Origin of the sequence: Flavobacterium ammoniigenes (assembly GCF_020886055.1) — a bacterium.
Lineage (GTDB): Bacteria > Bacteroidota > Bacteroidia > Flavobacteriales > Flavobacteriaceae > Flavobacterium > Flavobacterium ammoniigenes.
In genome coordinates this window covers 1,773,583-1,796,395 of record NZ_AP025184.1, presented here as the reverse complement: position 1 = coordinate 1,796,395, position 22,813 = coordinate 1,773,583, and the positions used below count along the sequence as shown (strand labels likewise).

At 34.0% G+C, this 22,813-nt stretch carries 20 protein-coding genes; all 20 read left to right on the top strand.

From position 1 onward, the window contains the following. Window positions 1-113 precede the first annotated feature (113 nt). The 20 genes from LPC21_RS08280 (at window position 114) to LPC21_RS08185 (ending at window position 22,805) form a co-directional block, all read left to right on the top strand. Window positions 114-548 (top strand): thioredoxin family protein, encoded by a 435-nt coding sequence (locus LPC21_RS08280; RefSeq protein ID WP_229316698.1) that lies wholly within the window; start codon window positions 114-116, stop codon window positions 546-548. After that, complete coding sequence (locus LPC21_RS08275; RefSeq protein ID WP_229316697.1) at window positions 548-1,531, top strand: FAD:protein FMN transferase; 984 nt, start codon at window positions 548-550, stop codon at window positions 1,529-1,531. Before LPC21_RS08280 ends, LPC21_RS08275 begins: the two co-directional genes overlap by 1 nt. Window positions 1,532-1,536: 5 nt before the next feature. After that, window positions 1,537-1,749: a DUF4266 domain-containing protein gene (locus LPC21_RS08270; protein ID WP_229316696.1), complete on the top strand. Its 213-nt coding sequence runs from the start codon at window positions 1,537-1,539 to the stop codon at window positions 1,747-1,749. 14 nt (window positions 1,750-1,763) lie between these two features. Continuing rightward, complete coding sequence (locus LPC21_RS08265) at window positions 1,764-3,239, top strand: DUF3570 domain-containing protein (RefSeq protein WP_229316695.1); 1,476 nt, start codon at window positions 1,764-1,766, stop codon at window positions 3,237-3,239. A 20-nt stretch (window positions 3,240-3,259) separates the two neighbouring features. Then, entirely contained in the window at window positions 3,260-3,922 is a 663-nt protein-coding gene (locus LPC21_RS08260; RefSeq protein WP_229316694.1) for a response regulator transcription factor, read from the top strand. 3 nt (window positions 3,923-3,925) lie between these two features. Beyond that, window positions 3,926-5,314, top strand: coding sequence for a sensor histidine kinase (locus LPC21_RS08255; RefSeq protein WP_229316693.1), 1,389 nt, complete (start codon window positions 3,926-3,928; stop codon window positions 5,312-5,314). An 82-nt stretch (window positions 5,315-5,396) separates the two neighbouring features. Further along, window positions 5,397-9,731 carry a CusA/CzcA family heavy metal efflux RND transporter gene (locus tag LPC21_RS08250; RefSeq protein ID WP_229316692.1) on the top strand — a complete coding sequence of 1,445 codons (4,335 nt, stop codon included), beginning with the start codon at window positions 5,397-5,399 and terminating at the stop codon, window positions 9,729-9,731. Window positions 9,732-9,741: 10 nt separating this feature from the next. Further along, window positions 9,742-10,860 carry an efflux RND transporter periplasmic adaptor subunit gene (locus tag LPC21_RS08245; RefSeq protein ID WP_229316691.1) on the top strand — a complete coding sequence of 373 codons (1,119 nt, stop codon included), beginning with the start codon at window positions 9,742-9,744 and terminating at the stop codon, window positions 10,858-10,860. A 6-nt stretch (window positions 10,861-10,866) separates the two neighbouring features. Continuing rightward, window positions 10,867-11,985, top strand: coding sequence for a VIT1/CCC1 transporter family protein (locus LPC21_RS08240; RefSeq protein ID WP_229316690.1), 1,119 nt, complete (start codon window positions 10,867-10,869; stop codon window positions 11,983-11,985). A gap of 23 nt (window positions 11,986-12,008) precedes the next feature. Next, the gene (locus LPC21_RS08235; protein ID WP_229316689.1) at window positions 12,009-12,500 is read left to right on the top strand and encodes a DUF2231 domain-containing protein; all 492 of its coding nucleotides are present in this window, start codon (window positions 12,009-12,011) and stop codon (window positions 12,498-12,500) included. 213 nt (window positions 12,501-12,713) lie between these two features. Beyond that, entirely contained in the window at window positions 12,714-14,321 is a 1,608-nt protein-coding gene (gene pckA / locus LPC21_RS08230; protein ID WP_229316688.1) for a phosphoenolpyruvate carboxykinase (ATP), read from the top strand. A gap of 283 nt (window positions 14,322-14,604) precedes the next feature. After that, window positions 14,605-15,462, top strand: a complete 858-nt coding sequence (hisG, locus tag LPC21_RS08225) for an ATP phosphoribosyltransferase (protein ID WP_229316687.1) — start codon at window positions 14,605-14,607, stop codon at window positions 15,460-15,462. 21 nt (window positions 15,463-15,483) lie between these two features. Beyond that, the gene (gene hisD, locus LPC21_RS08220) at window positions 15,484-16,776 is read left to right on the top strand and encodes a histidinol dehydrogenase (RefSeq protein WP_229316686.1); all 1,293 of its coding nucleotides are present in this window, start codon (window positions 15,484-15,486) and stop codon (window positions 16,774-16,776) included. Further along, window positions 16,766-17,818, top strand: a complete 1,053-nt coding sequence (hisC, locus tag LPC21_RS08215) for a histidinol-phosphate transaminase (protein ID WP_229316685.1) — start codon at window positions 16,766-16,768, stop codon at window positions 17,816-17,818. Before hisD ends, hisC begins: the two co-directional genes overlap by 11 nt. A gap of 4 nt (window positions 17,819-17,822) precedes the next feature. Further along, window positions 17,823-18,956, top strand: a complete 1,134-nt coding sequence (hisB, locus tag LPC21_RS08210; protein ID WP_229316684.1) for a bifunctional histidinol-phosphatase/imidazoleglycerol-phosphate dehydratase HisB — start codon at window positions 17,823-17,825, stop codon at window positions 18,954-18,956. A 9-nt stretch (window positions 18,957-18,965) separates the two neighbouring features. Beyond that, window positions 18,966-19,547 carry an imidazole glycerol phosphate synthase subunit HisH gene (gene hisH, locus LPC21_RS08205; protein WP_229316683.1) on the top strand — a complete coding sequence of 194 codons (582 nt, stop codon included), beginning with the start codon at window positions 18,966-18,968 and terminating at the stop codon, window positions 19,545-19,547. Between the two features lie 14 nt (window positions 19,548-19,561). Next, the gene (gene hisA / locus LPC21_RS08200; protein WP_229316682.1) at window positions 19,562-20,287 is read left to right on the top strand and encodes a 1-(5-phosphoribosyl)-5-[(5-phosphoribosylamino)methylideneamino]imidazole-4-carboxamide isomerase; all 726 of its coding nucleotides are present in this window, start codon (window positions 19,562-19,564) and stop codon (window positions 20,285-20,287) included. Next, entirely contained in the window at window positions 20,287-21,042 is a 756-nt protein-coding gene (gene hisF / locus LPC21_RS08195) for an imidazole glycerol phosphate synthase subunit HisF (protein WP_229316681.1), read from the top strand. Before hisA ends, hisF begins: the two co-directional genes overlap by 1 nt. 36 nt (window positions 21,043-21,078) lie before the next feature. Continuing rightward, window positions 21,079-21,678 carry a bifunctional phosphoribosyl-AMP cyclohydrolase/phosphoribosyl-ATP diphosphatase HisIE gene (hisIE, locus tag LPC21_RS08190; RefSeq protein WP_229316680.1) on the top strand — a complete coding sequence of 200 codons (600 nt, stop codon included), beginning with the start codon at window positions 21,079-21,081 and terminating at the stop codon, window positions 21,676-21,678. 107 nt (window positions 21,679-21,785) lie between these two features. Beyond that, window positions 21,786-22,805 carry an alkaline phosphatase D family protein gene (locus LPC21_RS08185; protein WP_229316679.1) on the top strand — a complete coding sequence of 340 codons (1,020 nt, stop codon included), beginning with the start codon at window positions 21,786-21,788 and terminating at the stop codon, window positions 22,803-22,805. Window positions 22,806-22,813: the final 8 nt, after the last annotated feature.

The window sequence follows — 22,813 nt, the reverse complement described above, 5'->3', positions numbered from 1 at the left end:
ATGATATTTAATAAATTTAATCTTAAGGTTCCCTTAAAATCAATTTCAATTGAAATAAAACGATTGATTTTCAGTTATTTTTGTATAAGTTTAAACATAGAAACTCATTCAATATGAAAAATATAGTAGCATTTTTAATGGTATTTACAAGCTTTTTGGGTTATTCTCAAAATTGGAAAACTAATTTTGAAGAAGCTAAAACACAAGCAATGAATGAAAATAAAAATATACTATTGGTTTTTTCAGGATCAGATTGGTGTGCACCTTGTATAAAACTAGATAAAACTGTTTGGCAATCTGAAGAGTTCAAAAAAGAATCTGAAAGCAAATGGGTCATTTATAGAGCCGACTTTCCAAAGAAGAAAGTCAATCAATTGGATTCAGCTCTGACTGAAAGTAATAAAAAATTAGCGGCGCAATACAATGCTGAAGGTTATTTTCCATTAGTGCTTTTATTAGATAAAACAGGAACTGTTTTAGGTGTTGATGGTTATAAAAATATTTCAGCAGCAGCATACATTCAATTGATACATTCATTCGAAAAATAATGAAAAATTTTCTATCCTTTATATTTATTGTAGTTAGCTTTTCTTCTTTCGCACAAGCAGAATACAAGAAGAAAGTTTCCCTATTGGGCAGTCCATTTGAAATTACGGTTGTTGCTAAGGATTCTATCCAAGGCAATTTCTTTATTGATTTAGCAATAGCAGAAGTCAAACGTATTGAAAATCAAATTTCGGATTGGATTCCAACCACCCCAATTTCAATGGTAAATAAAAATGCCGGAATACAAGCTGTAAAAGTAGATTCAGAAGTATATGAATTGGTAGCGCGAGCAATTAAGATTTCAGAAATTACGGAAGGTGCTTTTGATATTTCATATGCCTCTATGGATAAGATTTGGAAATTTGATGGGAGTATGAAAACGATGCCAACCGAAGAAGCGATCAAAAAATCGGTAGCTAAAATTGGGTATAAAAATATCATTTTAAACCCCAAAGACCAATCTATTTTTTTAAAACTAGAAGGAATGAAATTAGGTCTTGGCGGTATTGGACAAGGCTATATTGCTGACAAAGTAAAAGACAAATTAGTTGCTAATGGTTGTGTATCCGGAATTGTAAATGTATCTGGAGATATTAATGCTTGGGGTAAACAAAACAATCAAAAACCATGGACGGTTGGTATTGTAAATCCAATGAATAAAAACAAAGTATTTGCAACGTTTCCATTAGAAAATAGTTCAGTAGAAACTTCAGGTAGCTACGAAAAATACGTTATCTTTAATGGTATCCGGTATTCACATATTATTGATCCAAGAACGGGTTATCCAGCTCAAGGAGTCGTTAGTGTTTCGGTATTTGCTAAGCAAACTGAAATTGCGGATGCTTTGGCTACTGGAATTTTTGTTTTAGGTGTCGAAGTAGGATTGGATTTAGTAAACCAATTAAAAGGAATTGAATGTATCATTGTTGATGATAAAGGAAAAATTCATTCTTCAAAAGGAATAGATGTTAAAAAATACAACTAAAAATTATGATTAAGAAATCTTGTTTGTCTCTGTTTATTTTGTTTGTATTTCAATCATGTACGGTTGTTAAAGAGTATGAAAAAGAAAAAATCAATGATATTGATATGAAATTGGCTGCCCGAACGGCTGAAAAATATGAAACAACTTTTCAAGTGTATAGAGAAGCCGCGGCTGGTGCCAATGGAGGAAAGTCGGGTGGAGGCTGTGGATGCAATTAATGATTACTTTATCAATGAAAAAATACAATACCATTCTATTTTTGTTTCTTTTATCTTGTGTTTATTCACAAGGTACAAAACAACCTACCTTCAAAAAGAGGGTATTAGAGAGTGCTGAAGTAGATTTTTTAGCTAGTTATTATGTTCAAGACGGTTCAAAATCATCTGTTTCTGGTGGAATTGGATCTGAAAAACTCGTAGACGCCGCTTCGAATATAACTGTAGCTATGCCGTTGAACGATGACGATGTTTTAACCGTAGATATTGGTATATCAGCCTATTCATCAGCATCTTCTAGTAATATAAACCCTTTTAATTCGTCTGGTGCTTCAGGAACCACAAATTATTCTGGTGCCTCAGGAGGAGATGATGACAAAAGAGTAAATACAAAAGCAGCTTCATCATCAACAGGAACAGGACCTTACGGTTCGCCATGGCAAGCTTCATCAGGCGCTTCTAAAAGTGATCAATTGGTTTCGGTTATGGCTAATTATAGTCACAGTAGTGATTCTAGAAATTTTATATGGAATTCCGATGTCTCTTTTTCAAACGAGTACGATTATACCTCTTTTGGTTTTGGAGGAGGAATTGCTGCTTTATTCAATGAAAAAAATACCGAAATCAACCTAAAAGCTAATGTCTACTTAGACCAATGGCGCCCGATTTATCCAACGGAACTCCATGAATATTCCAAATATGGTACTAATTTATTAAATCAAGGTTATTTTAGTGGAGTTACGGTTTATAATGAAAATGGGATTATGGCAACTGAAAAGTATTTACCAACTAAATTCACAGATTTAAGCTTGACCAACAGAAATTCGTATTCGGCTTCTTTTGGGTTTTCACAAATTCTATCCCAACGACTTCAACTTTCAGTTTTCTTTGATGTATTACAACAACAAGGTTTATTATCAACACCCTATCACCGAATTTATTTTGCCGATAAAACCAATTTTTTTATTGGCCAATCTCAATATATTGCCAATTATGAAAGTAGCACTAATACCGGTGTTTTTAAATTAGCCGATGATATAGAGCGTTTGCCTGATACTCGATTTAAATTGCCAATTGGGGTTCGATTGAATTATTATATCAACGAACGATTTGTTTTACGAACGTATTACAGGTATTATTCAGATGATTGGAATATTCGAGCACAAACTGCAAGTATAGAATTACCAGTAAAGCTTTCAGATAAATTTACAGTATTCCCAAGCTTTAGGTATTATACCCAAAATGCGTCTCAATATTACGCTCCTTACGAAAAGCATCTTTCAACGGAACAATTTTATACTTCTGATCCAGATTTAGCTACCTTTGAAACCAAACAAATAGGTTTTGGAGTCAATTACACTGATATTTTTGCATCAGCCAAAATATGGCAATTTGGGCTAAAAAACATTGATTTTAGATTCCATCAATACGATCGTACTGACCGACTTAAAGCCAGTATTGCCACAGTAGCCTTCAAATTTATCATGCAATAAATAAAATTAGAATTGAATCAATGCGCATATTAATAGTAGAAGACGAAGCTGGGATACTTCAATTCTTACAACAAGGATTAGAAGAAGAAGGATATGATATCCTAACAGCAACAGATGGCGAACAAGCAATTCAATTACTTTCAAAAGAAAGTTTCGACTTAATTTTGCTTGATTGGATGTTACCTAAACTGACTGGTTTAGAAGTTTGTAAATCCTTCCGATTATACAATACAACTTGTCCAATACTCTTTTTAACTGCCAAAGATACCGTTACTGAGACTATTGAAGGATTGAGAGCAGGCGCAAATGATTATATCAAAAAACCATTTAGCTTTGATGAATTATTAGAACGCATCAAAATACATTTTCGAAATAGTCAAGAAGCACAGCTGTTAACTTTAGGACCAATAGTAATGGATGTATCTAAACATCAAGTTACTATTAATCATGAGGCAGTTACTTTAACGCATCGCGAATTTGAGTTGTTGCGCTATTTGATAAAAAATAAAGGCAAAGTGTGTACACGATCACAAATCATTGAAGAGGTATGGGATATTCATTTTGATTATGATACTGGAGTTATTGATGTATTTATGAATGCTATTCGAAAAAAATTAAATTTTAAAAAAGAAGAAGACTACATTAAAACAATTCGAGGTGTGGGCTATATCGCAAATGATTAATGTATGCAACAACTTTCATTTAAAAATAGAATAGCTTCATTGTACATATTTACCACTGCTTTATTAATTTCAGTGGTATTTTGTGTTATCTATTTCAGTGTAAGTTATAATGTTTACAGCCATATTAATGATGATATTATATCAGAATCTCAGAAGCACTTAACTGAAATTTCTATAAGTAATTATAATTTTCGTCTTATTCACGCAGAAGAATGGATGGAAAGAGAACATAATACGGTTGATGTAAATCCAGTTTTTGTTCAGTTTGTTGACGAAAATAAACGAGTTGTTGAAAAATCACCTAATCTTAAAATGAATCTGCAATTTCAATCCAAAATTCCTTCCGGCCATTTGTTTGATTACCAATTAGAAGGAAAATCTTTGCGTCAAATTCAGCTGCCAATATATCAAGATAAAACAATTGTTGGTTACCTTATGGTTGCGATGTCATTAGAAAATTCTTTTATGGTTTTGAATGACTTATTAGAGGTTTTATTAATTGCTTATCCTACAATTTTGCTTATTTTGTTTGGGATCGCACGACTCATTACCGGTCGTAGCATTCAACCTATCAGTGAGATAATTACTACTTCAAATATAATCACTAAAGACAATTTGAAGTCCCGAATTCCGTTACCTAAAACGAAAGATGAATTGTATGTTTTGTCCAAAACTATTAATAATTTATTAGATCGATTAGAGACTGCTATTGAGCGCGAAAAACAATTTACTTCGGATGCTTCTCATGAACTACGTACTCCACTAACAGTAATTAAAGGCACTTTAGAAGTATTAATTAGAAAACCAAGGGGAACCCAAGAATATGAAGATAAAATCAATTTTTGTGTGTCAGAAGTCGATCGGTTGAATCATTTAGTGGATCAATTATTATTATTGGCAAGATATGAGAATGAGAAGCAAACTATAAAAAAAGAATCCGTTTTCTTAAATGGTCTAATTCTCGACACTTTAGCTAGACAATCCACTTTTATAGAAGCCAATGGTATTATAATTTCGACTGAATTTGAAGATGAATTTTATTGTATTTCAGATCATCATTTTGTGTCAATAATTCTCACCAATTTAATTTCAAATGCGTTAAAGTATTCTAATTCAAACGGTACCATAAATGTTCATTTGTATAGTAAAGAACAACAAATCATATGTTCCATTGTTGATAATGGAATTGGTATTTCTAAAGTAGATTTAGAAAAAGTGTTCCAACCCTTTTTTCGTTCTAAAGCTTTAAATCACCCTGATATTAAAGGAATAGGTGTTGGCTTGTCCATTGTTCAACGTCTTTGTTTACTGCTGAATATTGGTATCAATATCTCTAGTTCTGAGCAATTAGGTACCAAAGTTGAATTATTTTTCCCCCAGTCACCTAAGTAATACTTAATAAAGCCTTAAGTAATTCTTAAGATTTGACTTATATTTATAACTTACTTTTGAATTCTATCAATATAAGTCGATTATGCTTGAAAAAATTATAGCTTTTAGTTTAAAAAATAAACTAATTATTATACTGTTAACACTAGGTATATTTAGTTTTGGCATCTATTCCCTTTTTCAAATTTCAATTGGAGCAGTTCCTGATGTTACCAACAATCAAGTCCAAGTCATTACTACCTCGCGAAATCTTTCTACTCAGGATATTGAACAATTTATTACCTATCCTGTAGAAATTGAAATGGCCAATTTGCCAAGTGTAAAAGAGATTCGTTCGATTTCTAAATTTGGATTATCTGTAGTTACTATTGTATTTGAAGATGATTTAGGAACCTATTTGCCAAGACAATTAATAGCCGAAAAAATTAAATCAGCTTCTGAAAAAATTCCTGCAGGTTTTGGCACTCCAGAAATGGGACCAATAACTACAGGTTTAGGCGAAATTTATCAATATACTTTAGAGGTACAACCCGAATTCAAAAACAATTATTCTGTTACCGATTTACGAACGATTCAAGATTGGGTTGTAAAACGTCAATTGTCAGGAATCAAAGGTGTTGTTGAAATCAATACTTGGGGAGGCTTTTTGAAGCAATATGAAATTGCAATAAGTCCAGCAAGTTTAAAAGCGATTAATATCAGCATGACGGATGTTTTTACGGCTTTAGAAAAAAACAATAGTATTGCTGGAGGCGCTTATATTGAAAAAGTAAATCAAAGTTATTTTATTCGTGGCGAAGGAAAAGTGAAGTCCTTGGAAGACATTGAAAATATTGTTGTAAAGAATACCAACGGTATGCCCGTTTACATTAAAAATATTGCTCAAGTTAGTTTCGGACATGCGAACCGTTTTGGAGCAATCACAGGAAATGGTGAAGGCGAGAAAGTGTTGGGACAAGTCATGATGCTTAAAGGAGGGAATTCAAAACAAGTGATTACAGATGTTAAAAACCGTGTAGCCGAAATTCAAAAAACCTTACCTGAAGGAGTCTATATTAATGGATTTCTAGAACGAAGTGAATTAGTGGGTAAAACCACATTTACAGTAGCAGAGAACTTAATTCTTGGTTGTTTAATTGTAATTTTTGTAGTGGTATTATTATTAGGAAATTGGCGTTCAGGTCTAGTAGTAGCCTCAGTTATCCCACTTTGTTTGTTATTTGCGATTTCATTTATGAATATTTTTGGAATCGATGCCAATTTAATGAGTTTAGGTGCAATTGATTTTGGGATTATTATTGACGGAGCCGTAATTATAGTTGAGTTTATTGCCTTTCAAATTGCGCATAAATCGGCACATTTAGCTTTACTTCCCAAAGAGGACCAACAACTAGAAATTGACCAAATCACTTTTAAAAGTGCTTCTAAAATGATGAATTCGGCTGTTTTTGGCCAATTGATTATATTGATCGTTTTTATCCCAATATTGTCTTTATCTGGCATAGAAGGAAAAATGTTCAAACCCATGGCAATGACTTTTAGCTTTGCTTTGCTTGGCGCGATGTTATTTTGTTTTACTTATGTGCCCGTGGTGTCTTCATTATTTTTAAAACCCACTGCAGACAATTCGGATTCTTTTTCGCATAAACTAATTCAAAAATTAAATTCGGTTTATTTGCCTATAATTACTTGGTCTTTAGCTAACACCAAAAAAGTATTTTATGGTGCTTTTGGACTTTTGGTTTTTGCCATCGTATTGTTTACTACTATGGGTGGCGAGTTTATTCCTACTTTAGATGAAGGTGATTTTGTAATTCAACCTGTACTTAAAACGGGAACATCATTAACAAAAACAATTACCACCACCACCAAGATTGAAAAAATAATCTTGAAGAATTTTCCGGAAGTTACACAAGTAGTGAGTAGGATAGGTGCCGCAGAGGTACCAACCGATCCTATGTCTATGGAGGAAAGCGATATTATTGTTAAACTCAAACCAAAGTCAGATTGGGTTTCAGCCGAATCTAAAGATGAATTAGCCGATAAAATTAAATCAGCCATAGAAATGCAAATTCCTAATATGGAAATTGAATTTACACAACCTATCGAAATGCGTTTTAATGAATTAATTTCAGGAACACGTTCGGATGTGGCAATTAAGTTATTTGGTGAAGACTTAAATATTTTGGCACAAAAAGCTCACGAAATTGAAAATGCAATTAAAAATGTAGCTGGTGCATCGGATATAATTATTGAAAAAACCGAGGGTTTGCCTCAGATGTTTGTACAATATGATCGTTCCAAAATTGCTCGCTACGGATTAAATATTGCCGACTTAAACGATATGATTGCCTTGAGTTTTGCCGGTAAAACGGTAGGAAATGTATTTGAAGGTGAGAAACGTTTTGATATGGTAGTGCGTTTGGATAAAATGAATCGTAAAGATATTGATGACCTGAAAAATCTGTACGTTTCAACACCTAATGGGCAACAAATCCCATTAAGTGAATTAGCATCGATCGATTACACCCAAGGGCCTGCAAAAATTTCAAGAGACAATACGAATCGAAGAATTGTTGTTGGTATAAATGTAAGAAATCGAGATTTACAAAGTGTTGTAACTGATATTCAGAAGATAGTCGCTACTAAAATTAAATTGCCAGCAGGTTATTATGTGAAATATGGAGGTCAGTTTGAAAACTTACAATCAGCCAAAGCCCGATTGTTAATTGCAGTACCAATTGCCTTATTTTTAATCTTTATTTTATTGTATTTTGCTTTCGGATCAGTTAAAGAGGCTTTGATGGTGTATTCAGCGATACCTCTTTCAGCAGTTGGAGGAATCTTATTTTTATGGATGCGAGGATTGCCATTTAGTATTTCGGCAGGAGTTGGGTTTATTGCACTTTTTGGCATTGCTGTTTTAAACGGCATTGTATTAATTGAACATTTTAAAGAACTCAAACATAGTGGCATAAAAAGCATCGATGAATTAATTCTAAAAGGTACCACGGATCGTTTGCGACCGGTTTTATTAACTGCTGCCGCTGCAGCTCTAGGATTTTTACCCATGGCTATTTCTTCTTCTGCTGGAGCCGAAGTACAACGTCCTTTAGCCACGGTAGTTATTGGGGGGTTGTTTACAGCGACCGTGCTAACCATGATAGTATTACCAATTTTATTCAAAGTTTTGGATAAAAAGGAATTAAAAAAACCCCATTTTAAAATGCATAATAAATCGATTTACCTGCTTTTCTTTTTGTTGAGTTGTTCAGCACTTAGTGCTCAAAATGATAAATCTGAAAGAGAACGAATAATCTATTTAGCCCTACAAAATAATAAAGAAATTAAAGCAGCACAATTGCAATTAGATAAATCGAATGCAGCCATTCAATCGGCTTATTCTTTTGACAAAACCAATTTGTATTATAGTTATGATCAAAATAATTTAGCTTTAAATAACGAGCCTTTACGTGTATTTGGAATCCAACAAAAATTGGAATTCCCTACAGTTTATGGTGCTAAGAAAAGCGTGCTTGTTTCAGAGAATGAAAAAGAAAGAGTAGGTTTGGAAATAAAAAAGCGTAAGCTCACTTTGATGGTTTCTAAGGTGTATGAGCACATAGTTTATTTGCAAAATCAAGCAAAACAATATACGTATTTGGATAGTTTGTATCAGAATTTTTCTAAAGCAAGCAATAGACGTTTTGAATTAGGAGAAACAAATTATTTAGAAAAAATTACGGCTCAAGCCAAATCAGGTCAAATTCAAACTAAGAAATTTCAGATCGAAAAAGATAAACAAGCGCAATACGAAGTATTGAATTCTCTTGTACAATCAGAGGATGAAATTATAATAACAACTACTCAATTAAGTCCTATAACTATTTCATTCGATAGTTTAGGAAAAGATATTCATTCCTTTTATTTAGAGAAAGTTACAGAAACTTATAAAAAACAATTAGAACTACAAAAACAACATTGGTTACCGGATATCAATCTAGACTATTTTAATGGCAGAAACAATGGTTTATCTCAATCTTTGTATGGTTTTCAAGTTGGCATCGCTGTTCCACTTTTATTCTCTGGAACAACAACTAAGATTAAAGCAGCCCAAATTGAACTAAAAAGTTGGGAACAACAAAAACAAAACGAAGAACAAAAGTTGTTGCAATACTTGAATCAAAAGCAAAGTGAGTTAGCCAAATACCAAGAGGCAATTAACTATTACAATCAATTTGGAAAGAAATTGTCTGATGAAATTATCAAAGTTGCTAATTTGAGTTATAAAAATGGAGAGATTGATTTCTTTCAATACATTCAAAGTTTAGAAAATGCTACCACAATTCAAGTGGATCATTTAGACACTTTGTTACAATTCAACACCATTCAATTGGAATTAAATTACCCTAACTATTAATCTGTTTATAATGAAAAAAATACTATACACCCTTGTATTATCAACTGTTTTGATTGGTTGTAAAGAAACTAAAATTGAAGAATCACAAGTTCAAGAAGACGGATTAATTCATGTGACCGAAGCTCAATTTAAATCAAGCGGAATGCTAGTAGAAAATCCAACAAATCAAGAGTTTGAAGTCAATGTCAAAGCATCGGGTAAAATTGATGTACCGCCACAAAACCGAGCACAAGTAACTACTTTTATTGGGGGTTATGTTAAGTCAACCCAACTATTAGTGGGTGATAAGGTTCGTAAAGGTCAGGCTCTAGTGACATTGGAAAGTGCAGAGTATTTAGATATCCAAAAGGAATATTTAGAAGTGGCTGAACAAATTCAATATTTGAAATCAGAATACGAACGCCAAAAAACTTTATTTGACGAAAAAATAAGTTCGCAAAAAAACTACTTAAAGGCTGAAAGTGAGTACCGTAAAACCAAAGGAATGTATCAAAGTTTGAGAGAAAAACTGTTGCTATTAAAAATTAATCCCGCTAATGTTGAGAAAGGTAAATTGACTTCTACAGTTACTATTTCATCACCAATTTCTGGTGATATTGTTATTATGAATGCGAATGTTGGAATGTATATTGCGCCTTCAGATGTGATTTTAGAAATTGTAGATACACAACATTTACATTTGGAATTGGCAGTTTTTGAAAAAGATATTTTGAACGTACAAATAGGACAAAAAATACATTTCACAGTTCCGGAAGCTTCAAAGACTGTTTTTCCAGCGGAAGTACATTTGGTTGGAAAATCTATTGAGGGAAATGATAGAACAATTAATGTTCACGGACATTTAGAGGAGACTATTAAGCAAAAATTACTGACAGGAATGTTTGTAGAAGCTAGTATTGTAACGGGTTCAAAAAACGCATTAGCAGTTCCAGTTTACGCTTTAATTAGTGAAAACAATAAAAATTATGTACTTTTAGAAGTAAGTAATAAAAAGAATCAGTACAGTTTTAAAAAAGTAGCCGTTTCCATCGGAGATAGAAATAGTTCGTTTGTAGCATTACTTTCAAATAATACAATTAATGCTTCTTCTAAAATCTTGGTGAAAGGCGCATTTGACATTGCAAATTAGAAAAATATGGATCTCAATAAATTAAAAAAACAATTACAAGTTGAAGTAGATACTGCATTTTTATATGAGAGTATTGCTTCAATTCAAACTGATGATAGTTTGAAACGTGTTTTGCAAAGTTTAGCGGATATTGAAAAAGGTCACGCTAAGCATATGCTAGAAAAAGTAATGACTTTGGAGTCTAATTATCAAATGCCAGTAGCTTCTTCCAAAGCCAAATTCCAATTGAAAGTAGGAAAATTGTTTGGGTATAGTGCTATTATAAGTAGTTTGGCAAGTATAGAAAAACAATTTGCAGTCAACACTATTAAGAATAAAATTGAGTTGGGCGAAAAGTTAACAGGTTTTGAGCACAATCATTTGAATATTATTGAAGCCGTTAATAATAATGAAGCCTTAAATGTTTCTGGGGGATTATTGTCCAAATTTGAAAGCCGACATAAATCTGTAGGTGGAAATGCTTTGCGTGCTGCTGTATTGGGTTCCAATGATGGTTTGGTATCCAACATGAGTTTGGTGATGGGTGTGGCTGGAGCAGCAGTTTCCAACGATACCATTTTATTGACTGGTACTGCAGGATTATTAGCGGGTGCCATTTCGATGGCGCTGGGCGAATGGCTTTCGGTACAAAGTTCGAGAGAATTGAACCAACGCCAAATTGAATTAGAAACCGAAGAATTAGAGGCCTCACCTGAGGAAGAGAAAAAAGAATTGGTTTTATTGTACCAAGCCAAAGGAATGAGTGCTGCGGATGCACAAAAATTAGCAGACAAAGCTTTTGAAAGTCCAGAAACTGCAATTGATGCAATTATAACAGAAGAATTAGGAATCGATAAAGAAGAATTAGGTGGTTCGGCATGGGAAGCAGCAATCGCTTCATTTATTTTATTTTCTATTGGGGCAATCATTCCATTATATCCTTTTATCTTTCTAGATGGAAACAATGCCATTTTATTAAGTATTGGAAGTAGTGTAATTGGCCTTTTTGGAATTGGAGCTGCAATTACTTTATTGACAGGCAAAAGTGTTTTATTTTCTGGTTTTAGACAAGTCGCTTTTGGTCTAGCAGCCGCGGCAGTAACGTATGGAATAGGCTCATTGATTGGAGTTTCATTAGCAGGATAATTAACTAAACTAAATTTTATATTATGAACGAAGCACATTTACACATGGTGGTCAACCACTTTCCAATTATTGGAACCATTTTAGCAATCGGGATTTTAATTGCTGGATTATTAAGTAAAAACAGATCCATCATTAACACTTCCTATGTTTTGTTTGTGATTGGAGCTATTTTTGGAATTTTAAGTATGAATACCGGAGAAGGAGCCGAGGAATTGGTAGAAGACATGCCAGGAATTGGTTGGAAAATAATTCATGAACATGAAGAATTGGCTGAAAAAATGGCATTGTTATTAGATATTCTTGGTGTTTTATCACTGGTAGGTTTTTATCTTCAATACAAGAAAAATGCTAAAGAGAAGTTAGTATCTTATATAATTTTACTAATTGGAATTGCAAGTCTTTTTGTTATTCAAAAAGTAGGTACTTCAGGAGGGGAAATTCGCCATACTGAAATTAGAAAAGATTTCAGTAATACAACCATCGAAAAAGAAACTAGCGATCACGAAGAAAAGTGATTTCTAGTATAGCAATGATTCTTTATTTTTATTAATAGAACAAAAATAAATATTGCGTTTATTATATATATATGTTATTTATTAGATGTAATTATGGAGTATTCGCAATAAAGCAATAATTATTTTAATTTATTATTTACTATATCGATTTCGTAATTTAATTTTATTAATTTTGAATTTCATAGGTTGACTATTTTTAAAATACAATAAAAGATGAAAAACATCAAAATTATACAGGAATTACACGGTTTAGGAATTACCGGATATCATGAAGTTTCCTATAATCCTTCTTACGAAGAATTATACCAAGCAGAAATGTCCAATCGAAGAAAAGGATATGAAAAAGGTGCCGTAACTGAATCTGGAGCAGTTGCGGTAAAGACAGGAATATTTACAGGGCGTTCCCCAAAAGATCGCTACATTGTACAAGACGAGCTTACCAAGGATACCATTTATTGGGATGATAAAGTAAATTTTCCAACTACCCAGATGATTTGGCATGATTTGAAAAAATTGGTTTTAAAACAATTATCAACTTCACCAAAACTCTATGTGGTAGATGCCTTTTGCGGAACCAATCCGGATACTCGTTTAAAAGTTCGTTTTGTGATGGAAGTTGCCTGGCAAGCGCATTTTGTAACCAATATGTTTATTCGGCCTTCAGTTTACGAATTGGAAAATTTCGGAGAACCCGATTTTGTAGTGATGAATGGTTCCAAAACCACGAATCCAAATTGGGAAAAACAAGGATTGAATTCCGAGAACTTTGTCGTTTTCAATCTCACCGAAAAAATTCAAATTATTGGAGGAACTTGGTATGGAGGGGAAATGAAAAAAGGAATGTTTTCCATGATGAACTATTATCTTCCATTAAAAGGAATGGCATCCATGCACTGTTCGGCTAATGTTGGAGAAGAGGGAGATGTTGCTGTGTTTTTTGGTCTTTCTGGTACCGGAAAAACGACGCTTTCAGCCGATCCAAAACGGTATTTAATTGGAGACGACGAACACGGTTGGGATAACAATGGAGTATTTAATTATGAAGGTGGCTGTTACGCCAAAGTAATTGACTTGTCTGAAACTAATGAACCGGATATATGGAGAGCAATTAAACGCGACGCCTTATTAGAAAATGTAATGGTAGACGAATACGGTGAAATTAATTACCACGATCATTCTATTACAGAAAATTCTAGAGTGTCCTATCCCATCTATCATATAAACAAAATCGTTTTGCCTTCAAAAGCAGGACATGCTAAAAAGATCATTTATTTATCTGCTGATGCATTTGGCGTTTTACCTCCAGTTTCTATTTTAGATGAAGATCAGGCACAATACCACTTTTTGTGTGGCTATACCTCTAAACTTGCTGGAACCGAAAGAGGCATTACCGAGCCGGTTCCTTCATTTTCACCCGCTTTTGGTGAAGCCTTTTTAACCTTGCATCCAACAATGTATTCCAAAACATTAATTGGTAAAATGAAAGAACATGGAGCTAAAGCGTATTTAGTAAATACAGGTTGGAACGGTACCGGTAAACGAATTTCATTAAAAAATACCAGAGCTATTATTGATGCAATTATTAGTGGTGAAATAGAAGCTGCAGAAACCAAAGCAATTCCCTATTTGAATGTAACAATACCAACTGAGTTACCAAACGTAAATACTAATATTTTAGATCCGAGAGATACTTATGAAGATACAAGTGAATGGGAACGTAGGGCCAAGGATTTAGCAGCTCGTTATATTAAAAATTTTGAACAATATACCGATACTGAAGAAGGAAAACGATTGGTACATGCCGGGCCTAAATTGAATTAATTCAATTTGTATTTAACAATAATAGTGCTTTAAGTTAAAATAAAAATTGGGTGGTAACCATATTTTGCTTTATATTTGCACTCGAAATAAAAGATTATTTCTAATTAATAACTATGATATCAAATCTATTACATCATCATCATTTACTAAATTGCTCTCAAGCGATGTGTTAATGGTATGCGTGTAAGTCACATATTTAAAAACCCGTTTGAGTACATCAAGCGGGTTTTTTATTAAAAATCTGTTGTACTCAAATCACAACAAACAACAAAACAACATAACAATGAGTACTTTAAAAATTGCCATTCAAAAATCAGGACGTTTAAACGAAGACAGTATCCAAATTCTTAAAGATTGTGGAATTTCTATTAATAATGGAAATGATCAATTAAAAGCAACTGCTTCTAATTTTCCTTTAGAAGTATTGTATCTTAGAAATTCAGACATTCCTCAATATTTGATTGATGGAGTAGTAGACGCCGCTATTGTAGGCGATAATCTTTTAGTTGAAAAAGGTAAAAACATTCAAGTGGCAGAGAAACTAGGATTTTCAAAATGCAAAGTTTCAGTGGCGGTACCAAAAAGTTTCAACTATAATTCGGTTAAAGATTTAGATGGTTTGCGAATTGCGACTTCGTATCCAAATACCGTTTTAGATTTCTTTAATTCAAAAAATGTTTCGGTTGATTTACACCAAATTTCTGGTTCCGTTGAAATTGCACCCAATATTGGTTTAGCCGATGCAATTGTGGATATTGTTTCAAGCGGTAGCACTTTGTTTAAAAACAATTTGAAAGAAGTGGAAGTGATTTTTAAGAGCGAGGCAGTTTTAGCGGTTTCTCCTAAAATTTCTTCTGAGAACAAAGTAATTTTAGATAAATTACAATTCCGAATCCAATCTGTTTTAAGAGCACGCAAATCAAAATACATTTTGATGAATGTTCCTAATGACAACATTGAATTGATTAGCTCTATTTTACCAGTTTTAAAAAGCCCAACTGTAATGCCTTTGGCACAAGCAGGTTGGTCTAGTGTTCACACGGTAATTGAAGAAGATCGTTTTTGGGAAGTAATTGACGAGTTAAAAGCAGCTGGGGCTGAAGGGATATTGGTTTGCCCAATTGAAAAAATGGTATTGTAATTTCTTAAGCGTACTACAACAATGAATAAAATATACAATCCAAAACAGGAAAACTGGGCTTCCTTATTAGAAAGACCTACTAAAACTGTGGACGATATTGAAGCTACTGTTAAAGAAATTTTCGCAGCAGTACAAAACAACGGAGATAAAGCAGTACAACAATATACCACTCAGTTTGACGGAATCGCTTTAGATACTATTTTGGTTACTGATGAAGAAATTCAAAACGCTATTGCTACAGTTTCTGACGAATTAAAAGCGGCAATTCAATTAGCCAAATCAAATATTGAGAAATTTCACTCAGCACAAAAAACAAGTCGTGTAAGCGTTGAAACTGCTCCTGGTGTGGAATGTTGGCAAGAAAAACGACCAATTCAAAAAATAGGTTTGTACATTCCTGGCGGAACGGCTCCTTTGTTTTCAACCGTATTAATGTTGGCAGTACCAGCTAAAATTGCGGGTTGCAAAGAAGTAGTTTTATGTTCGCCACCGGACGCCACTGGAAATTTAAATCCAGCCATTTTATATGCAGCACAACTTTGTGGTGTTACCAAGATTCTTAAAGTAGGCGGAATTCAAGCGATAGCGGGAATGACTTTTGGTACAGCAACCATTCCTAAAGTCTATAAAATATTTGGTCCTGGAAATCAATACGTAACTGTAGCCAAACAATTAGCAACTCAATTTGGTGTAGCTATCGATATGCCGGCGGGTCCTTCAGAGTTGTTAGTAGTTGCCGACGATAGTGCAGTTCCAGCTTTTGTAGCTTCTGATTTGTTAAGTCAAGCCGAGCATGGAACCGATAGCCAAGTGATCTTGGTTTCAACTTCAAAACAAATGATTGATGCTGTGGAAGAAGAAGTGCAATCACAATTGGCTATTTTACCTAGAAAGGCAATTGCCGAAAAAGCGATCGCTAATTCGAAATTGATTTTTGTCGAAAACGCAGCAATTGCCTTGGATTTAATCAACGAATACGGACCAGAACACTTTATTGTTTGCACAGAAAATAACGATTATTATGTCGATAATATTGCCAATGCTGGTTCGGTGTTTATAGGAAATTATACACCAGAAAGTGCGGGTGATTATGCTTCAGGTACGAATCATACCTTACCAACGAATGGCTACGCAAAAAATTATAGTGGAGTCAATTTGGATAGCTTTATGAAATCAATGACATTTCAAAAAATTTCGGAAGCTGGAATTCAAAACATTGGGAAAGCTATCGAAATCATGGCAGAAAAAGAAGGGTTACAAGCCCACAAAAATGCAGTTACATTACGTTTAAATGCAATTGAAAATGGAAAATAAATTCGACATCAATTCCTTAGTTCGTGAAAACGTTAAGGCTATGAAACCGTATTCTTCGGCTCGTGATGAATTTGAAGACTTTGATACGGCCGATATGATTTTTTTGGATGCCAATGAAAATCCTTTTGAAAACGGAGTGAATCGTTATCCTGATCCGCAACAAGCTTCGGTTAAATCGGTTTTAGCGAATCAAAATAGAGTAGCTAAAAATCAAATTTTGTTAGGAAATGGAAGTGATGAAGTGTTGGATTTGTTGTTTCGTGCCTTTTGCGAACCTAAAATCGACAATGTAATTACGTTACCACCAACGTATGGAATGTATGGTGTTTTAGCCAATTTAAACGCAGTCGAAAACAGAGAGGTTTTACTTTCGAATGATTTTCAACCCCAATTAGAGGAAATCATGAAAGCAGTAAATAAAAACACTAAAATGATTTTTCTTTGTTCGCCAAATAATCCAACCGGCAACACTTTTTCGGAAGAAAGCGTACAGTATTTATTAGACAATTTCAACGGATTAGTAGTAATTGATGAAGCGTATATTGACTTTTCAGACAAAGTGTCTTGGATTCAAAAAATCAATACAGCACCTAATTTAATCATAACGCAAACCTTATCTAAAGCGTATGGTTTGGCAGGAATTCGTTTAGGTATTTGTTATGCTTCGGCTGCAATTATTGCAGTTTTAAACAAGATTAAACCGCCTTATAACGTCAACGAATTGACACAACAAAGAGCGTTAGATCGTTTGGAAAATACAAAAAAAATAAAAGAAGAAATTTCTTTAATTATAGCACAAAGAGAAGAATTACTTAAAGTATTAAATGAAGTAAATTTTGTATCAACAATTTATACAACGGAGGCTAATTTTATTTTAATCAAAGTGGATAATGCGAATCAACGTTATGACGAATTAATTGCCAAAGGAATTGTAATTCGCAATAGAACGACACAACCATTATGTGAAAACACCTTGCGTTTGACCATTGGAACTGCTGAAGAAAATCAAAAATTAATAGCCGCTTTAAAAAGCTTGAATTAAGAATATGAAAAAAGTATTATTTATAGATCGTGATGGAACCATCGTTATCGAACCTGCCGATTTTCAATTAGACAGTTTAGATAAGTTAGAATTTTACCCCAAAGCCTTTCAGTATTTAGCTAAAATTGCCAATGAATTGGACTATGAATTGGTTATGGTAACCAATCAAGACGGATTGGGAACCGCAAGTTTTCCAGAAGATACTTTTTGGCCAACACAAAATTTCATTCTACGCGCTTTTGAAAATGAAGGTATTCTGTTTGATGACATTTTTATTGACCGTTCGTTTCCAGAAGATAATGCGCCAACACGCAAACCACGTACCGGAATGCTAACTAAATACATTGATAATCCTAACTATGATTTGGCTAATTCATTTGTTTTAGGCGATCGAATTACCGATGTTGCCTTAGCAAAAAATCTAGGAGCAAAAGCAATTTTCTTAAAACAACAAGAAGGTTTAGGAAGTGACGAAATCAAAGAAAATGATGATTTTAGCGAGGTTATTTCATTACAAACCACCGATTGGAAAACCATTTATGAGTTTTTAAAATTAGAGGTGCGTTCGGCATCTATTACAAGAAAAACACACGAAACGGATATTTATATCAATCTAAATTTAGACGGTACTGGTCAAAGTAAAATTGACACTGGTATTGCTTTTTTCGATCATATGTTAGATCAAATTGCACGTCACGGACAAATGGACTTGGAAATTAGCGTAAAAGGCGATTTAGAAGTAGATGAACACCATACGATTGAAGATACTGCCATTGCCTTAGGTGAAGTTTTTGCCAAAGCCTTGGGAAATAAATTAGGCATAGAACGTTATGGTTTCTGTTTGCCAATGGACGATTGCTTATCGCAAGTTGCGATTGATTTTGGTGGAAGGAATTGGTTGGTTTGGGAAACCGAATTCAAACGCGAAATGGTAGGTAAAATGCCAACGGAGATGTTTTACCACTTTTTCAAATCGTTCTCAGATGGTGCCAAAGCCAATATCAACATCAAAGCCGAGGGAACTAACGAACACCATAAGATTGAAGCTATTTTTAAGGCATTCGCCAAAGCGATTAAAGTAGCCGTGAAAAGAGATACTGAGAAAATGATTTTGCCTTCAACTAAAGGAATGTTATAAAACAAACGAATGAAAATTGCCATTATCAATTACGGAGCAGGAAATATTCAAAGCATTCTATTTGCTATAGAACGTTTAGGATATACAGCTGTATTAACTAATAATCCAGACGAAATACAACAAGCGGATAAAGTAATTTTTCCAGGTGTAGGTGAAGCGAGTTATGCGATGCAAAAACTGATTGAAAGCGGATTAGATAGTTTAATTCCTAATTTGAAACAACCTGTATTGGGTATTTGCTTAGGCATGCAGTTGATGTGCCACCATTCCGAAGAAGGAAATACAGTCGGTTTGGGAATTTTTGATGCGAATGTGATTCGGTTTTCCAATAATGTGAAAGTTCCTCAAATGGGATGGAACCAAATTTATAATTTGAAGTCGGATTTATTTAAAGAAATTAAAGAAAACGAATACATGTATTTGGTGCATAGTTATTATGTTCCAAATTGCAAAGAAGCCATTGCAACTACCAATTACGATGTTGAATACGCTTCGGCTTTACAAAAAAATAATTTTTACGGAACCCAATTTCACCCAGAAAAAAGTGGTGATGTGGGAGAACAAATTTTAGCTAATTTCTTGAAATTATAAACTTGAAATCAATTATGAGAATTATACCTGCTATAGATATCATCGACGGTAAATGTGTTCGCTTATCCAAAGGGGATTACAATACTAAAATCATATACAATGAAAATCCACTGGAAGTGGCCAAATCGTTTGAAGCACACGGAATCGAGTATTTGCACCTAGTCGATTTAGATGGTGCCAAATCGAGCAAAATTGTGAATTATAAAATACTGGAACAAATTGCGACTCAAACCCGATTAAAAATTGATTTTGGTGGGGGATTAAAATCGGATGCTGATTTGAAGATAGCTTTTGAATCGGGTGCAAAACAAATCACAGGGGGAAGTATAGCTGTAAAAAATAGAGCGATTTTCGAACAATGGATTGCTGAATATGGTTCTGATAAAATTATTTTAGGCGCCGATGCTACCAATGAAAAAGTAGCTGTTTCCGGTTGGTTAGAAGACTCAAATGAAGATTTAATACCCTTTATTCAAGACTATCAAACCAAAGGAATTCAATACGTTATTTGTACGGATATTGCCAAAGACGGTATGTTGGCTGGGCCGAGTTTTGATTTGTATGCTAAAATTTTGGCATCAGCCAAAGGGATACAATTAATTGCTTCTGGAGGTATTTCCACTTTTGATGAATTACCACAATTAGCCGAATTGGGTTGTGAAGGAACCATTATTGGCAAAGCGATTTACGAAGGAAGAATTTCGTTGAAACAATTGGAAAACTATATTTTAAATCAATAATGCTTACAAAAAGAATCATTCCTTGTTTGGATATCAAAAACGGAAGAACGGTCAAAGGAGTCAATTTTGTGGACTTGCGCGATGCGGGAGATCCTGTGGAATTAGCCAAAATCTATTCGGATGAAGGAGCAGATGAATTGGTGTTCTTGGATATTTCAGCCACTGAAGAGCGTAGAAAAACCCTTGTTGATTTGGTTCGCAAAGTAGCAGCAACCATTAACATTCCGTTTACGGTTGGTGGTGGAATTGCCTCGGTTGAAGATGTTGAAATTTTATTGCAAAATGGCGCTGATAAAGTATCTATCAATTCTTCGGCAGTTAAAAATCCTCAATTAATTACAGATTTGGCTCAGAAATTTGGTAGCCAATGTGTTGTAGTAGCGATTGATGCGAAGCAAATTGATGGGGAATGGATAGTACATTTAGTAGGAGGAAAAGTTCCCACAGAGATCCAACTTTTTGATTGGGCAAAGGAAGTTGCCACTCGTGGTGCAGGAGAAATTTTGTTTACTTCCATGGATCATGATGGTACTAAAAATGGCTTTGCCAACGAAGCTTTGGCTACATTATCCCAATTAGTAAATATTCCCATTATCGCTTCGGGAGGAGCTGGGAATATGCAACATTTTATTGATACCTTTGTCGACGGAAAAGCTGATGCCGCTTTAGCAGCTAGCGTTTTTCATTTCAAAGAAATTGAAATTAAGATCTTAAAAAAAGAATTACAAAATAATCATATTGAAGTTAGAATTTAAATAATTCAAATTCAACTCCTAATTCATCTTACTAAAATGAACATCGATTTTTCAAAAAGTGCCCACGGATTAATTCCGGCCATTATTCAAGATAGCGAAACCAAAGCTGTTTTAATGCTAGGCTATATGAACGAAGAGGCATTTGCCAAAACACAAGCAACTCAAAAAGTAACTTTTTATAGTCGCTCCAAGCAACGCCTTTGGACTAAAGGAGAAGAGAGTGGTAATTTTTTGAATTTGGTAAGTATTAAGAACGATTGTGATAACGATAGCTTATTAATTCAAGTACGACCTGTAGGTCCAACTTGTCATAATGGAACCGATACCTGTTGGGCCGAAGAGAATCAGCCGAATTATGGTTTTATTTCGACTTTGGAACAAACGATTAAAACCCGTCGTGACAATGCGGATGCTGAAAAAAGTTATGTAGCCTCCTTATTTGAAAAAGGAATTAATAAAATTGCTCAAAAGGTTGGAGAGGAAGCGGTTGAAGTAGTTATAGAAGCCAAAGACGATAACGATGATTTGTTTTTAAGCGAAAGCGCCGATTTACTTTTTCACTACTTGATCTTATTGCAAGCCAAAGGTTTTCAAATGAATGATGTGATTGAAGTATTAAAGACGAGACAGAAATAGTCCATTACAATTACAGTTTATACAACCCAATAGATTCAAATCTATTGGGTTTTGTTTTTAATATAAATTAAATCCGTTACATTTACTTTTCTATTTAATTGAAATAAATGATGTCGATACTTCCTAAATTCTCGAAACCATTAGGTATAGTTTTCTCCTTAATTGCGATTGCCTCTTATTCTCAAAACAAAACCTATTCTATAGCTTTTGGCTCGTGTGACAATCAACGACTCAAAAACGAATTATGGAAATCGATCGATGACAATCATCCAGTGGCTTGGATTTGGGGTGGCGATGATGTCTATTCCGATACCGAAGATATGAAGGAGCTTAAAGATAACTATGCGATTCAAAAAAAAGATAGCGATTATTTACAATTCATTTCCAACAAACAAATTCTAGGAACCTGGGACGATCATGATTACGGATTGAATGATGGGGGAGAAGAATACCCATTTAAAAGAGAGAGCCAACAATTATTATTCGATTTTTTAGGAACTCCTAATGATGCTCCGGAGCGTTTTAGAGACGGAGTTTATAATTCAAAAGTAATTGATATCGTAGGGAATAAAGTAAAAATTATCATTTTAGACACTCGCTTTTTTAGAACAGCTGTTACCAAATCAGTCAATTCCAAAAAACGTTTACAGCCCAATCCGTATGGTCAAGGTACCATTTTAGGTGAAGCCCAATGGAAATGGTTGGAAGAAGAATTAACTTCTTCAGATGCACAATTCAATGTAATTGTGAGTAGTATTCAATTGTTGTCTGACAAACATGGCTTCGAATGTTGGGGTAATTTTCCGCATGAGATTGACAAACTAGAAAAGCTTGTTGCAACTTCAAAAGCCAAAGGCACTTTCGTTATTTCGGGTGACCGACATATTGCAACTTTTTCATCTAAGAAGGTCACAAACTTAAACTATCCATTAATTGATTTTACTTCAAGTGGATTGACTCATGTCTATTCTAGTTTCTCGGGTGAGGAAAATCCGTATCAAATCGGGAAAGTAGTAGCTGAGAAAAACTTTGGCTTATTGCAATTCGATTTTACTAATAATCGTGTCATTATGCAAATTCGCGGACTAGAAAACAAACTATTAGGCGAACATATTCAGCAATATTAAATCTTGAA